At 33.8% G+C, this 13533-nt stretch carries 17 protein-coding genes; 1 reads left to right on the top strand and 16 read right to left on the bottom strand.

Annotated elements, in window-relative coordinates; all coding sequences use genetic code 11:
- Nucleotides 1–283: 283 nt before the first annotated feature.
- The 9 genes from LEP1GSC202_RS20275 to LEP1GSC202_RS19505 form a co-directional block, all read right to left on the bottom strand.
- A complete protein-coding gene (locus LEP1GSC202_RS20275; RefSeq protein WP_039929315.1) occupies nucleotides 284–727 on the bottom strand; it encodes a hypothetical protein in 444 nt (147 codons plus the stop codon).
- A gap of 310 nt (nucleotides 728–1037) precedes the next feature.
- Nucleotides 1038–1646, bottom strand: a complete 609-nt coding sequence (locus LEP1GSC202_RS16665) for an abortive infection family protein (protein ID WP_015678917.1) — start codon at nucleotides 1644–1646, stop codon at nucleotides 1038–1040.
- Between the two features lie 332 nt (nucleotides 1647–1978).
- Complete coding sequence (locus LEP1GSC202_RS16660) at nucleotides 1979–2710, bottom strand: zinc-dependent peptidase (protein ID WP_015678919.1); 732 nt, start codon at nucleotides 2708–2710, stop codon at nucleotides 1979–1981.
- A 203-nt stretch (nucleotides 2711–2913) separates the two neighbouring features.
- Nucleotides 2914–3609, bottom strand: coding sequence for a hypothetical protein (locus LEP1GSC202_RS16655; protein WP_015678922.1), 696 nt, complete (start codon nucleotides 3607–3609; stop codon nucleotides 2914–2916).
- A gap of 233 nt (nucleotides 3610–3842) precedes the next feature.
- Nucleotides 3843–4172, bottom strand: a complete 330-nt coding sequence (locus tag LEP1GSC202_RS16650) for a helix-turn-helix domain-containing protein (RefSeq protein ID WP_039929312.1) — start codon at nucleotides 4170–4172, stop codon at nucleotides 3843–3845.
- Nucleotides 4132–4524 carry a type II toxin-antitoxin system RelE/ParE family toxin gene (locus LEP1GSC202_RS16645; protein WP_004787540.1) on the bottom strand — a complete coding sequence of 131 codons (393 nt, stop codon included), beginning with the start codon at nucleotides 4522–4524 and terminating at the stop codon, nucleotides 4132–4134. Before LEP1GSC202_RS16645 ends, LEP1GSC202_RS16650 begins: the two co-directional genes overlap by 41 nt.
- 276 nt (nucleotides 4525–4800) lie before the next feature.
- Nucleotides 4801–5184, bottom strand: coding sequence for a hypothetical protein (locus LEP1GSC202_RS20060; RefSeq protein WP_015678914.1), 384 nt, complete (start codon nucleotides 5182–5184; stop codon nucleotides 4801–4803).
- Nucleotides 5184–5711: a hypothetical protein gene (locus tag LEP1GSC202_RS16635; RefSeq protein WP_015678920.1), complete on the bottom strand. Its 528-nt coding sequence runs from the start codon at nucleotides 5709–5711 to the stop codon at nucleotides 5184–5186. The genes LEP1GSC202_RS20060 and LEP1GSC202_RS16635 overlap by 1 nt, the downstream gene beginning before the upstream one ends.
- A 212-nt stretch (nucleotides 5712–5923) precedes the next feature.
- Nucleotides 5924–7513, bottom strand: a complete 1590-nt coding sequence (locus LEP1GSC202_RS19505; RefSeq protein WP_051125384.1) for an ATP-dependent nuclease — start codon at nucleotides 7511–7513, stop codon at nucleotides 5924–5926.
- A gap of 121 nt (nucleotides 7514–7634) precedes the next feature.
- Between LEP1GSC202_RS19505 and LEP1GSC202_RS19725 the strand changes: the two genes are divergently transcribed.
- Nucleotides 7635–7817, top strand: a complete 183-nt coding sequence (locus LEP1GSC202_RS19725) for an integrase core domain-containing protein (protein ID WP_156825414.1) — start codon at nucleotides 7635–7637, stop codon at nucleotides 7815–7817.
- Between the two features lie 728 nt (nucleotides 7818–8545).
- On the opposite strand, the gene LEP1GSC202_RS16625 is transcribed toward LEP1GSC202_RS19725, so the two are convergent.
- From LEP1GSC202_RS16625 to LEP1GSC202_RS16595, 7 genes are all read right to left on the bottom strand, one after another.
- A complete protein-coding gene (locus LEP1GSC202_RS16625; RefSeq protein ID WP_015678916.1) occupies nucleotides 8546–9310 on the bottom strand; it encodes a hypothetical protein in 765 nt (254 codons plus the stop codon).
- A 297-nt stretch (nucleotides 9311–9607) separates the two neighbouring features.
- Nucleotides 9608–10411, bottom strand: coding sequence for an IS3 family transposase (locus tag LEP1GSC202_RS16620; RefSeq protein ID WP_015675630.1), 804 nt, complete (start codon nucleotides 10409–10411; stop codon nucleotides 9608–9610).
- Nucleotides 10408–10674, bottom strand: a complete 267-nt coding sequence (locus LEP1GSC202_RS16615) for a transposase (protein ID WP_015675631.1) — start codon at nucleotides 10672–10674, stop codon at nucleotides 10408–10410. Before LEP1GSC202_RS16615 ends, LEP1GSC202_RS16620 begins: the two co-directional genes overlap by 4 nt.
- 73 nt (nucleotides 10675–10747) lie before the next feature.
- Nucleotides 10748–11545, bottom strand: coding sequence for a hypothetical protein (locus LEP1GSC202_RS16610; protein WP_015678923.1), 798 nt, complete (start codon nucleotides 11543–11545; stop codon nucleotides 10748–10750).
- Nucleotides 11546–11568: 23 nt separating this feature from the next.
- On the bottom strand, nucleotides 11569–11895 hold the full coding sequence (locus LEP1GSC202_RS16605) for a hypothetical protein (protein WP_156825413.1): 327 nt from the start codon (nucleotides 11893–11895) through the stop codon (nucleotides 11569–11571).
- Nucleotides 11896–12362: 467 nt separating this feature from the next.
- A complete protein-coding gene (locus LEP1GSC202_RS16600; protein WP_015678929.1) occupies nucleotides 12363–12716 on the bottom strand; it encodes a type II toxin-antitoxin system HicB family antitoxin in 354 nt (117 codons plus the stop codon).
- Nucleotides 12713–12973 (bottom strand): type II toxin-antitoxin system HicA family toxin, encoded by a 261-nt coding sequence (locus LEP1GSC202_RS16595; RefSeq protein ID WP_015678924.1) that lies wholly within the window; start codon nucleotides 12971–12973, stop codon nucleotides 12713–12715. Before LEP1GSC202_RS16595 ends, LEP1GSC202_RS16600 begins: the two co-directional genes overlap by 4 nt.
- Nucleotides 12974–13533: the final 560 nt, after the last annotated feature.

The raw sequence follows: 13533 nt of genomic DNA, 5'->3' as shown, positions 1-13533 counted from the left end.
AAAATAATACCTATTATTCCAGTAGCTGATATCCAAGTAGGCTTTTGCTTTTTTTAACATTTGTTTCCATTCTCATGTTCTTCTATTCATTGTATTTTAACAAATAGCGCATAACGAATAGACTTACCGAAGTTCCCCGACCCTGAGTCCCTGCGGGACGTTAGGGACTGGCATGTAGCTTGCGAAGGCAAGGCGAATGCCAGAAGGGGAATTTGCCGTAGGCCGAGCGAGGCCTCGTGCCGAAGCGTAGCGGTAAGTCGCTGTTATGCGCAGTAGGAAAGTTTTATAAACTATTTTTAATCTCTATTGTTGATTGATTGGGTAAATCCTGAAATGAATATAGTTTGGTATGGCTTTCCGAATCGATAATAATATAATCTGTTTTTAATAAAAGATTTAAATAGAAAATATCAAGTTTATATTTTCCAAAAGGTAATTTTACCCTGAAAATTCCATCGTAATCAGTCATACTCGTATATTTACCTGGATTAAATATTATTTTCAATCCGTAAATCGGTTCATTATTTGAAATCCAAATAGTTTTCCCTTCGAAAATACCGTATTTAATGTCAATAGAATTCCACTTCGCAAAGTATAAATTCGTTTCTTTTGTAGTAAAATTATTTGCATTGATTGAATTATCTAATATAGCTTCTAGTAGTGAAAAACCATTGTAAAAGAAATTAAATATTAAGAATAAACAACAAATGTATACTAGCTTATTCATTGAATTAAACTAAAGCTTAATGAATTTATTTAAATGGAAATTATAAGTTAAACAAAGTCGTTTTATTAATATCTTTTTATTTTTTCAAATTTCTAACTAAAAAGTTAATTGTAAAAGTATTTTTTCCTATTGCGCATAACGAACTAGCTAACCGACGTAGGCTGGCCCTGAGTCCCGAATGGGACGTTAGGGACTGGAACGACACTTGCGAATGCAAGGGGAGTGCCAGAAGCCTATGTGGCGCAGCCCAAGCGAGGGCGTAAGTCCCGAAGCGAAGTGGTTAGCGGAAGTTATACGACGTGCCAAACTATTATTTGTTTCTGTATTTTTCTTCATATGTTGATATTAAGAAGCTGCACAATGTACCAGATAAGTTAACAGCTAGTTCTGCATGCCTTTTACTTGGTTTTACTTGTTTAGTTTCTTGACCATGAGCATCTCCAAGTTTATTTCGCAGTCCAGCGAGACCATCGACTACTGTTCCACAACCGCTTAAGATTTGTTTAAAAACTTGTTCATGATACATATCAGGTGCTAGATTCATCGATTTAGCTAATTGCTTATAAAGACGCTGTAAATCTCCAGATTTGTCAGGTATTTCGTTTAACATTTCTAAAATATATATACAAGTTGATTCCAATAGTGTTCTTGCAGAAGTTATTGCGCCTTCAGGATCATGAATTCGTCTTTCGATACATTTTCTCCAAACTATTTCTAGATTTGGCGAGTTACAAACTTTTAATAATTCTTCAAATGATTCTGAAATAGGATATATACCAGATTTTTCGATATAATCAAATATAGGTGAAAATTCACTATAAATGAAATTACGTCTCTCTTTATAAGTTGGAAATTTTGATTTTATGAAATTCCAATATTGACTCCCATATCTATTTCCTACTACCCAATCTGGTAACATTTTAGACAGTAAAAGATTTGATAAGGCTGAGGATCTTTCTTCCTCATAAGTTTCGTAAGATGAAGATCCAGTTGCGTTATCAATACATGCTTTCTGTAATCATTCTAAAATATCTTTAGGATTGTAACTCTTTTCTGTCATAGTAAATTTTGTTTGGCATGTCGTATAACGAATAGACTTACCGAAGTTCCCCGACCCTGAGTCCCAACGGGACGTTAGGGACTGGCATGAAGCTTGCGTAAGCAAGGCGAATGCCAGAAGGGGAATTTGCCGTAGGCCGAGCAAGGGCTTGTCCCGAAGCGATGCGGTAAGTCGCTGTTATGCGAAGGTCGTTATTTATCAATATCATATTCTTTGTAGAATTTATTAAATAAAATAAAAACATTTGGAAATTTTTCTTTTAAGAATTGTGGTTTTTCAAAAAAAAATTCACTTAAATAAGCAAATAATTCAGATTCATCAGAAATAATCGGTACTAAGTTTTTAAGTTCATACTTCAACTGCTGAAAATCTTTAATAAATATTTTTTCCCAGATATTTTCATCATTTTCAGAATTTAATTTTGGTATACCATCAAAATCACCAGATTTTAGATCAATAGCATGAGCAAATTCATGTGTAATAACGCAATCTCCATCAACAGGATTGGAAATACCGCGAATAATTGCTCTCCATGATAAACCAAGATATCCATTTTCACCAGTTACTCCATCAAGTTTGAAAGAAAATTCATGAGTTTCAAATTTGTCAGGAAAAATGATAATATTGTTAATATAATCATAATGTTTAAGGCCAATTTTTCGAATTAACCTGACAGCAACACAAGCAAGAAAAGTTTTATGATACTTAGTTAGTAAAATATCTGGTGAAGATTTGATAGATTTAGAGAGTTTAAAGTGTTTGATTAAATAATTGTATTTTTTTCGATCAGAATGATTTAAATTTTTATAGAACTCAAAATTATATTCTAATAATTCTATTTCCTTTCTATTTAAAGGTACCAAATAGGCAATTGGTTTTGAAACTAATCTTCTAATGATGCCATATATTTTATTAATTTTCATGTGATTTTAACGACTTTCGCATAACGAACTAGGGGAGACGACGTTGTCCGTAGCCGAGCCTACGAAGTAGGTGTTGGCGTCGGCGCGCCTTCTTGCGGAGCAAGAAGCGTGACGGAGGACAATGTGTCGTAGACCGAGCAAGGCCGTAAGTGCCGCAGCGAAGCGTTTCCCCGCTGTTATACGCTGTAGGCAACTTTTGATATTTAATTCATTAAGTTTAGTTCTTTTTTACATTCCCTGATAATATTAAAAATCATAAATTCATTGCTATTATTATAAATTGAATTGTTAAGATCAGTCAAAAATGGAGAATTATTTGAAATTATAAATTGATCAAAGAAATCGTTTGAGAATATAGATTTAAATAATTTCTTTTGACAGAAAGCTAATTCTTCACCATTTCTATTAAAAATAGTAAATCGAATAAAAATTTTTAAACCTACACCTTTGAAAGAAGTAAGACCTGGCCAAATTTTTCCGTGTTGAACCATTAAAATAACTGTAGGAAAATATTTTTCATCAGTATTAGAATTAATTTTATATCTTAAATCTAAATTCACTTTATGATACTGATCTGAAAATGGAATTATTTTGAAGTTATATGAATCTAGTTTGTTGAATAGGTTTTGGTCGTAAGAAATTAGAATATTATAAGAATCAACCAAATCATTCACATTTATAGTTTCATTTTTAGATTCGCTATATGGAAGAACTCTGTAACGCAAGTTTAGATTGGAATTTCTAATTTCCTTGAGACTGTCATTATTAAAAACTACTGTTTTTTCATTATCTGTAAAATTAACGATTTCTTTTCTAGTGAAATTTTCCTCAGGTTTCTTTGGAATGCAAAGTAAGAATAGCGAAGAGATAGTTATCCATATTAATAGTTTAGAATTCATATTTTATTTTAGAAGAGATTTTGCCTATTGCGTATAACGAATAGACTTACCGAAGTTCCCCGACCCTGAGTCCCGGAACGGGACGTTAGGGACTGGCATGTAGCTTGCGGAAGCAAGGCGAATGCCAGAAGGGGAATTTGGCGTAGCCCGAGCGAGGCCTTGTGCCGAAGCGTAGCGGTAAGTCGCTGTTATACGAAGGCCCCAGGTATTAAATTTATTTTTTTTAAAAAATATTAAGAGGCTTTTAAGAGAACAAACTCTTTCTTTGATTTTCCATGTTTTTTATTTCTTACTTTTGCTTTAATTTCAAGGTCCATTCCAAGGCTATCTAAGTAATCTATTAAAGTGGATATTTTCATATCTTTTCTAGACTCAAGTTTAGAAAGTCCAGATTGTGAAAAATTAGTTATATCTTCTTGTCTCAAACCAACTTGCTTTCTTAACTCAGCGAGATTAATTTGAAAAAGCATTTGCTCGGCTTTATGTTTCGCCCTAGCAACACTCTCCGAAGAAAGTGATTTCTCAAGATTTTCTATTGGATTTCTTTTTACTTTTGCTTTCATCAGGATTCTCCCCGTTTTCGATTAACCAATTTTTGTAAATTTTCTCAACCATCGGAATCATTTGTTCATAAAATCTCTTATCATTTCCTCTTTTATCGCCACCAGCAAGTAATAAGCCGATTCTTCCTTCTGTAAAAACGAAAAAGATTCTAATTACTTTCAACTTAACCTGAACACGAAGTTCTTTCAGATTTTGAATCTTGGATCCTTGGATCGAATCTGCAAAAGGTCTTCCAAGTAGAGGACCTTTTTGTCGTAAAAGATAAAAGTGCGCTAATATTTCTTCTTTTGTGGTTGAATCGAGTTTTTGAAGCCATAAATCTAATTCTTTAGTAGATTCAATTTCCCACACTCCTTTATTTTTTCTAGGTAAAGAATTCAGTCAAGTGAATATTCACTTAGATTCATATTTTGTTAAATATATTTTTGGGGCTTTCGTATAACGAACTAGACTTACCGAAGTTCCCTGACCCTGAGTCCCAACGGGACGTTAGGGACTGGCACGTAGTTTGCGAATGCAAACGAGTGACAGAAAGGGAATTTGCCGTAGGCCGAGCGAGGCCTTGTGCCGAAGCGTAGCGGTAAGTCGCTGTTATGCGAAGACGCAAAAAGATTGTATGAGTTTTTCTTACCAAAATCCGCCACAACTATATTCTTCTTCTAGGGTAAGTGCGACATACATTCTAGGAGTGAGCATTGGGTTATATTTCTTTTTAATAGTTCGCAAGATTTTAGGAGCGAAGTTGTTTAAGTCTATTCCAGCTTCAGGAATACAGTATTTCTTTCTATTTTGAATTGAAGAATTGTATTCATATTCAATGGTAATTCCATCAAGAATTCCTCCTATATATTGATACACTGTTAAATAATAGAATAATTCTTCATTGTTTAATTTCCTCTTTCTATCAGTTTCGAATGCTTTTAATCCATTGATAAAAGTTTCGTTGTCCATTGAAAGTAAACTATTTGAAAAACAAATAGATGTTAAAATCAGAATTGATATAATTTTCATTAATTTCCTTTTATGCTATTATTTAGAATGAATTTAGATCCGTTTTCTCTCAATTCAAATTCTTGAATTCTTGTTATTTCTGCCGAATTAGTACCTGATGAAACATCAATCCAGTATACTGTTGAATAAAGTTTAAATCGATTCATATTACACCTGATAGTTTCTTTTATTTTAAGAATTTTTTCTGCGGTATAGAGTTTCTCTTCTTCTTTTTTTGATTTGAATAATCCTGTTTTCGAATAATACTTTTCTTTTAATATAATGTCTAGGTCATCTCGGTTGATATAAATGAAATTTTCTGTCTTATAAAATTCATAGATTGTATTTTTCCACTCCATTTTGTTGATATCTGAAATTTCTTTTATCTTTTCTTTATTTTTGCAATGATTGGTTAGTTCATAATTTATGAACACAGCTGTTTCATTTAATTCTGAATATTTAAGTAATTCATCTTCTGATAGTTTTTCATTGGATTTACAGTAAACAATTAACAATAAGAATACTAATGTTTTAAATTCTGACTTCATTACTTTTCCTGAATAATTTTGAATATTTGCGATTTCGCATAACGAACTAGACTTACCGAAGTTGTCCGACCCTGAGTCCCGGAACGGGACGTTAGGGACTGGCACGTAGTTTGCGGAAGCAAACGAGTGACAGGAGGACAATTTGCCGCAGGCCGAGCGAGGCCTCGTGCCGAAGCGTAGCGGTATGTCGCTGTTATACGTCGTAGCAATGATTAGATATATAATTTTAGTAAATAATCTTGATCATGATTTATTTCATTTTTTGAAAATAAGTCATTTAAGAATTCGATGCAAGGATATTTGAGATCTTTTTCAATGGAATCTGCAAATTTAAAAGCACTTAAAGGTTTACCGAGTTTTTCATCATGTTCATAGCCATGGGCATTTTCAAAATTGAGATAATGAGTATATCGTCGAGAAATGAATGGATGTATACTATTTGAGTTTTCAATTTCTTTCCAAATATTTTCATTTACGGTGAACATAGGGTTGATCTTCTTTTTTTTATTTTTATCAATATATTCTCTTTCGTCACAGTCATGAACGATGACATGTTTTATGCCAAAATGAGTTAGTATTTTTTGATAAAATTGAATGTTAGATTTTGATCCAGTATTTAAAATGAAATATTTATTTGGAAGATAAAATTTGTCTATCAGAGTTCTATAGATTATTGCTTCAGTATCACCTTCTACAAGAATAGCTTGATCCGAAAAAAATGCTTCACATATATGTGGATTAAATCGATTTATCATTTGCAATTTTTCTTTTTCTTCAGAATCGAACGCATTAAAATCGACCTGGTAGGTTTTGGTAATCTCTGTATCTTCATTTTTTACTAAACGGATTAGGGAAGAATGATGTTCGCTTAAATCAATCATTAGAGGTGCATGAGTTGCACACATAATTTGGTAAGGACTATTTTTGGAGAGATCGTATAATTGTCTTCGTAGTGTATAGATTGCTTCAGGGTGTAAATAAAGTTCTGGTTCTTCGAAAAGAATAATATACTGTTTATCAGATCCAATAATTTCATTTTGATACGTCGATAAAAAACTGAAAAAAGCCTGTCGGATTACACCGTGGCCATTTAGTTTAAGGTCGATATCTTTTTTCTGCTTTTCTTTCTCATGTACAAGTAGTCCATGTGTAGATTTTAAAGTTTTTGTTAAATCAATTCCTTCATCCGGTAGAGGATAAATAGAAACTTCAAATTTGGGAAATATTCTGGAGAAAAAATCATTCATTTTATTATTAATCTCTAGGATGTCAGATGATTTTGAAATATCTTCCTTAAGCTTCTGAATTCCATTTATTAATTTTTCATATGTATCCTTATATGTAGTTTCTAGTTTTTTAATATGGTTTTTTGTTATTATATCATTAATACTTTTTTCTAAATCTTCTATGGTCAAGACTGCATTTATTTCTATAGCTGAAGGAGAGTATTTTTTTAATAAAGTGTCAAATCCTCCAAAACCTCCATCTACATATTTGTTCTGTTTCGGATCAAAGGTATTTTTAACGCCGATTTCACCAATATTATTCCATGTTTTTTTAATTTTTATTTCGTTTTCAGTTGTTACCCACTTATTTATCCATTCAGGATCTTCTTTGCCGAGAGATTTATCTTTTTTATCCTCATCAGGCGAAACCGTGTAAATTGCCTCTATCTCAATTTTATTTTTAAGATCATGATTCAAGAAATCGTGTAACTGAGCTGTTTGTTTTGGTTCTACAAAAAAGTTATATGCTTTAAGAAATGTTGTTTTTCCTCCTGACCTGCTCCCCAAAAACTGCACCGATATTTAAGTTAGTTTTCTCCGATATTCGTATAACTTCGTATAATGTATGCTATACGAAGTTATTACGAGATAAGGGGATAGAAATTCACTTTATTGAAAAAGGAAAACCAAACACAAAATAGCATTTATAGAAAGTTTCAATGGTAAACTTAGAGATGAGTGTTTGAATCTACACTACTTTAAAAATCAAAGAGAGTTAACCGATGCTTTGCGAATTTTCCAAAAGGAATACAACGACGAGCGTCTTCACTCTTCATTGAATTACTTGACTCCTTCAGAGTTTAAGCGATCTTATGGTTGAAATGTTTAGAGAAAACTAACTTATCCATTGGTACTGAAAATGGGGGCAGGTCACAACATTATTTTTTCCGATGAGAAAAAGAATATCTGATTTGGAGAAATCAATTGAATTCTGATCTCCATTAATTCCTCTAAAGTTCTTAATATTTAGTTTTTTTAGTTTCATGTGTTGTTCCTTTTTGCTATGACGTATAACGAACTAGCTAACCAACGTAGGCTGACCCTGAGCCTCGAAGAGGCGTTAGGGGCTGGAACGACGCTTGCGTAGGCAAGTGGAGTGCCAGAAGCCTATGTGGCGAAGCCCAAGCGAGGGCTCGTCCCGAAGCGAAGTGGTTAGCGGATGATAATTGCAGTTGGTTACGAATACAAAGAAATTTAAGTCGTTAGTAATATCCAATCAAGCGCAAATTTTTCTCTTATCTCTTAAAAAAGCAATAATTCTGTAACAGACGTAAATGGAGTAACACAGCCTTGTATTTAATCCCGCTTAAATCGACATCACTCACATTCAAAAAAATTTGCGCGTCTTATTCTATTGATCAACCAATTGCAATTATCGAACTAGACTTACCGAAGTTCCCCGCCCCTGAGTCCCAACGGGACGTTAGGGACTGGCATGTAGCTTGCGAAGGCAAGGCGAATGCCAGAAGGGGAATTTGCCGGAGGCCGAGCGAGGGCTTGTCCCGAAGCGTAGCGGTAAGTCGCTGTTATACGAAGTCGCCAACTTTATTATAAATGTGTTAAAAATGGAGCAATTAATTTTCCGAAAGAAATTGCATGTTGAGAACTTTCTATTAGAGATAAATAAGGATTCCATTTATCCATAAGTAACTCTAGAAATCCTTTGTCTTTTAATCTTTCCTCACTGTTCTCTGATAATATTTTTAGAAGTGAAATGAGTTTGTTTTTTTCTTTGTAATTTGATAGATTTATTTCCTTAATTAATTCAAGAATATTGGAATTTATATCACTAGCTACGTTAATTGTTGAACTAGTTGTGTTTGATTGAACAGTAACAGGTCCGCTAGTGTTCGAAATGTTTATATTTGTCTCTTGTTTTCCAGTTTTGCTGATTTCTAAATCAAGATCGGTATATATTCCTTCAAAAAATGGTCGCAATACTAAATCATGAAAATTTATTACATGGTCATCTATTTTCGTTGTTTTACCTCCGTATAGATCTCCTAGATTAAAATACTCCTCATTTTTATGATTAGTAACCCAATCATTGATTAGTGACCAAATAAATGAGTTTCTTTGGTCTGAATTGGATGGTAACTTATATTTGTTATAATCTCTTCCTTTATAAAGTATTTCCTCGGAATATTCTGTTTCCTCTAGCTTATTGATTATTTCATGAAAAAGGGATTCTTTTTTCATAAAGTTTATGATTCCTTCTAATGCTTCAAATCCGTCATCATTTGAACTGTTCATTAGAAATTTTATATTTGTTAAAAACTGTGATAATATCTTTTTTTCTTGTGTATTGCTCATTGAATTTCCTATAAAGATTTTGGCGATTACGTATAACGAACTAGACTAACCGACGTAGGCTGGCCCTGAGTCCCGAACGGGACGTTAGGGACTGGAACGACACTTGCGAATGCAAGGGGAGTGCCAGAAGCCTATGTGGCGCAGCCCAAGCGAGGGCTCGTCCCGAAGCGAAGCGGTTAGTCGCTGTTATGCGAAGTGACCTTTATGAATCAAAGCAGAGACTACTGTTCGTAAGAATTAGGAGTGACCTGCCCCCATTTTCAGTACCAATGGATAAGTTAGTTTTCTCTAAACATTTCAACCATAAGATCGCTTAAACTCTGAAGGAGTCAAGTAATTCAATGAAGAGTGAAGACGCTCGTCGTTGTATTCCTTTTGGAAAATTCGCAAAGCATCGGTTAACTCTCTTTGATTTTTAAAGTAGTGTAGATTCAAACACTCATCTCTAAGTTTACCATTGAAACTTTCTATAAATGCATTTTGTGTTGGTTTTCCTTTTTCAATAAAGTGAATTTCTATCCCCTTATCTTCTGCCCATTTCTGGAAGTCTTTGGATGTAAATTCTGTTCCATTATCCAAAACAAATGCTCTTGGAAGTCTTTCGAGGGTGTTTAAATATCTGATCAACTTTTCTGACGAAAAAGTAAACTCTGCCTGAAGTATGGTATTCTCTCTTGTTAAATGATCAATACCTGTTAAAATTCTTTGCTTTCTTCCATCAATCGTCCGTTCGAAAACAAAGTCCATTGACCAAACTTCGTTTGAATTCTTAGGCAATGGTAGTTGCTGTGATGATGCATTTCTTTTCTTTCGCTTCGGTTTTGTCCTTATTTTAAGCCCTTCTAAGCAATATAGTCGATATACTTTCTTATGATTGATTGTCCTACCCGACCTTCTTAACCTTCGGTAAATTCGTCGATAGCCTTCCCGTTTCCATCGAAAAGCAAGTCTTCGAATTTCGTTCATTGTCTCTTCATCAATAGCTTTCGGCTGATAATAATAACTTGATTTAGGAAGAAGAACAACATCTAGGCTTCTGTTTAGAGAAAGTCCCTCTTCAACTAGCAGATCAACTGCTCTCTCCTTCGTTGATCTGCTCAAAACTTTTTTCCCAAAACATTCTTAATTGCTTGGATTTCGAGAGCCATGTCAGCTACCAATCTTTTGAGATTTGAATTTTCCTGCTCGAGTGCCTTCATCTTCTTGATTTCGCTAAGCTCCATTCCTCCATACTTGTTACGCCAGCGATAAAATGTTTGTTCAGTGATTCCGTATTTTCGTGAAAGTTCCTTGATTGGAATACCTGTTTCTGCTTCCTTTAATATCCGAAAAATCTCGCTTTCTTCTATCTTCTTTCTTGCCATAATGCTCTCTCCTTAATATCGGAGAAAACTAACTTAAATATCGGTGCAGTTTTTGGGGAGCAGGTCAGGAGGATTAATAATTTTTAAATTCCTGATTATTGTATATGTAATTATATTTGATCAGTTTGTAGTCTATATATTTAATTTTCTTTTTAACTCGTCCAAATTTTATACACTTGCTGCCCATAAAGTTTAAACAATCATTTTCGGAAATTTCCTTATTATGAATATTAATTTCATATAGAGTTATAAGTTTTCCTAACAATTTGTTTTCTTTAACTTTGGCAGGTGAATATCTATTTTCAGTTACTGTTGCATTTATCATTTTTGCGGTTTTAGGATCAATCTTTACCTTAACTAGACTATCAAAATTTTCTAGAAAATTATTGATGAATCTAGGGGGAAAAGATCCTCCTAGGCTTGCGTTTGCAAATGAAGTTTTGAAATTATATTCTTCTTTGTTAAAATCGTATTCGTTTACATTGTTTGTATTTAGTGTTTCTATAAATAAAGCATACTTAATGCTATTCTTTAATTCTTTTCTATATTGAAGTTTTTCATTGAATATAAATTCATTTAAATCGAATTGACTTGTGTTCCAAATTCCTCGATTTTCTTTTTCATCATAATGGATGGCATAAAAATCATATATTTTAGAATCTATTGGATTATCCTCGGATATTTCAACAATGCTATTTTCTTTTAGGGTGCCTGTTAATTCAGCAACTTTGGATTTAAATAATATCTCATTAAATACATTCAAATTATCTTGAGAATTTAATTTGGGATTATCGATTGCGCTTTGAGTTGCACATTGTGAAATTACGATACTTAAGAGAACTAAAAATGCTTTGGTAAAATAATTGTTCATGAGTATTCCTTATTTTAGATCGATTAAAAATCTTCTGTTTCTGAAGTGAAATCTAAGTAGTCTTCTTCTTTTTCCAGATTTGTCCATACTCTTTTACTTGATTCTGTTATTAATATTGAGGATTTAAGTTTAGTAATTTTTGTTATATTTTTAACTTTTGATAAGATCTCATCTATACTTTCGTTTGTAGACAAATAGTTGTATTCTCCATTTGGCAGAATGTAGGTTTGACTTTTTGATTGTATTGTTTTTGAAAATCCGTTCTTTTGCATTTCTTTGTGCAAGTCTGAATATGCAGACTGGTTCTCTTGAATGTTATGTAATTCAATTCTTATTGTATATCTTGACATGTCTACCACGTGTTATGTTATAAATAATTTAGTCAATTTACTTTTTTAGATTTTTCAGGTCATTTCGCATAACGAATAGACTTACCGAAGTTCCCCGACCCTGAGTCCCGTCGGGACGTTAGGGACTGGCATGTAGCTTGCGTAAGCAAGGCGAATGCCAGAAGGGGAATTTGGCTTAGCCCGAGCGAGGGCTTGTCCCGAAGCGTAGCGGTAAGTCGCTGTTATGCGACGTGAGCTTTGTCTTGTTTGATTTCCTTTTCAATAGCTTTTTGATTCGTAATTTCGTTATAACTTCGTATAGCATACATATACGAAGTTATACGAACTTACCGAAGTTCCCGACCCCTCGAGTCCCGTCGGGACGTTAGGGACTGGCATGTAGCTTGCGTAAGCAAGGCGAATGCCAGAAGGGGAATTTGGCTTAGCCCGAGCGAGGGCTTGTCCCGAAGCGTAGCGGTAAGTCGCTGTTATGCGACGTGAGCTTTGTCTTGTTTGATTTCCTTTTCAATAGCTTTTTGAACTAATTGATTTAAAGAAATTCCTTCTATCAAAGATTTTCGGTAAGCTTTTCTGTGAAGGTCAGTTGGGATTCTGACATTGAAAGAACCTTTAAAAGATTTTTCTGGATCTTTTTTAGCTTTTATGCATAAGTGAAGATAATCATCAACTGATTCAATGAATGCTTTTTTTATTTCATTAACAGATTTTCCTTCAAAAGAAATTAAATCTTCGATTCCTTCAATTTTTCCATAGAAAATTTCATCTTCTGAATCAAAATGAACAGAACCAAGATATCCTTTATATTCCATTAAATCTTTCATTCTAAATACCCTTCCGATTTTAATTCATCAATAATTTGATTGATTTGGTATGCCTTTAAAATATTACCAGGATGAGGCTTGTGCAGCCGAATCACATGTTTTCCTTTTTCATGTATCCAAGCAACTCTTGATCCAGAAGATTTTCCAGAATTGTCTTCTGTATAATTGAATCCATTCAAAAGCTTTCTGAGTTCATCGTAAGTAAAATCCTTTGGTTTGGATAATAATCTAGCTAAAAGCTTATCTTTTTTGGACACTAAATTGTAAATTAACTCGAAAGCGAGGAAATTGCAACTAAAAAATAGTTACGCTATTCAATTTCTTCCATCCTTCAAAATTTTAAATAAAATGAATTTTTAGCTCATGTCGCATAACGAAAAAGCTAACCAACGTAGGCTGACCCTGAGCCTCGAAGAGGCGTTAGGGGCTGGAACGACGCTTGCGTATGCAAGTGGAGTGCCAGAAGCCTATGTGGCGCAGCCCAAGCGAGGGCTAGTCCCGAAGCGAAGTGGTTAGCGGATGATAATTGCAGTTGGTTACGAATACAAAAGAATTTAAGTCGTTAGTAATATCCAATCAAGCGCAAATTTTCTCTTATCTCTTAAAAAAGCAATAATCCTGTAACAGACGTAAATGGAGTAACACAGCCATGTATTTTATTCCGCTTTAATCGACATCACTCACATTCAAAAAAATTTGCGCGTCTTATTCTATTGATCAACCAATTGCAATTATCGAATAGGCTAACCGACGTAGGCTGACCCTGAGTCCCTGGAAGGGACGTTAGGGATTGGCACGAGGCTTGCGTAAGCAAGAG

The sequence above is a fragment of the Leptospira yanagawae serovar Saopaulo str. Sao Paulo = ATCC 700523 genome, assembly GCF_000332475.2.
GTDB classification, from domain to species: Bacteria; Spirochaetota; Leptospiria; order Leptospirales; family Leptospiraceae; genus Leptospira_A; species Leptospira_A yanagawae.
Note: the sequence above shows the minus strand (reverse complement) of the source record. Positions and strands in the feature narration are given on the sequence as shown.

What these genes read in the sequence shown, in the direction of transcription:
- LEP1GSC202_RS20275 (WP_039929315.1), bottom strand. Translation starts at nt 727, where the DNA reads ATGAATAAGCTAGTATACATTTGTTGTTTATTCTTAATATTTAATTTC.
- LEP1GSC202_RS16665 (WP_015678917.1), bottom strand. Translation starts at nt 1,646, where the DNA reads ATGTTACCAGATTGGGTAGTAGGAAATAGATATGGGAGTCAATATTGG.
- LEP1GSC202_RS16660 (WP_015678919.1), bottom strand. Translation starts at nt 2,710, where the DNA reads ATGAAAATTAATAAAATATATGGCATCATTAGAAGATTAGTTTCAAAA.
- LEP1GSC202_RS16655 (WP_015678922.1), bottom strand. Translation starts at nt 3,609, where the DNA reads ATGAATTCTAAACTATTAATATGGATAACTATCTCTTCGCTATTCTTA.
- LEP1GSC202_RS16650 (WP_039929312.1), bottom strand. Translation starts at nt 4,172, where the DNA reads ATGAAAGCAAAAGTAAAAAGAAATCCAATAGAAAATCTTGAGAAATCA.
- LEP1GSC202_RS20060 (WP_015678914.1), bottom strand. Translation starts at nt 5,184, where the DNA reads ATGAAAATTATATCAATTCTGATTTTAACATCTATTTGTTTTTCAAAT.
- LEP1GSC202_RS16635 (WP_015678920.1), bottom strand. Translation starts at nt 5,711, where the DNA reads ATGAAGTCAGAATTTAAAACATTAGTATTCTTATTGTTAATTGTTTAC.
- LEP1GSC202_RS16625 (WP_015678916.1), bottom strand. Translation starts at nt 9,310, where the DNA reads ATGAGCAATACACAAGAAAAAAAGATATTATCACAGTTTTTAACAAAT.
- LEP1GSC202_RS16615 (WP_015675631.1), bottom strand. Translation starts at nt 10,674, where the DNA reads ATGGCAAGAAAGAAGATAGAAGAAAGCGAGATTTTTCGGATATTAAAG.
- LEP1GSC202_RS16610 (WP_015678923.1), bottom strand. Translation starts at nt 11,545, where the DNA reads ATGAACAATTATTTTACCAAAGCATTTTTAGTTCTCTTAAGTATCGTA.
- LEP1GSC202_RS16605 (WP_156825413.1), bottom strand. Translation starts at nt 11,895, where the DNA reads ATGTCAAGATATACAATAAGAATTGAATTACATAACATTCAAGAGAAC.
- LEP1GSC202_RS16600 (WP_015678929.1), bottom strand. Translation starts at nt 12,716, where the DNA reads ATGAAAGATTTAATGGAATATAAAGGATATCTTGGTTCTGTTCATTTT.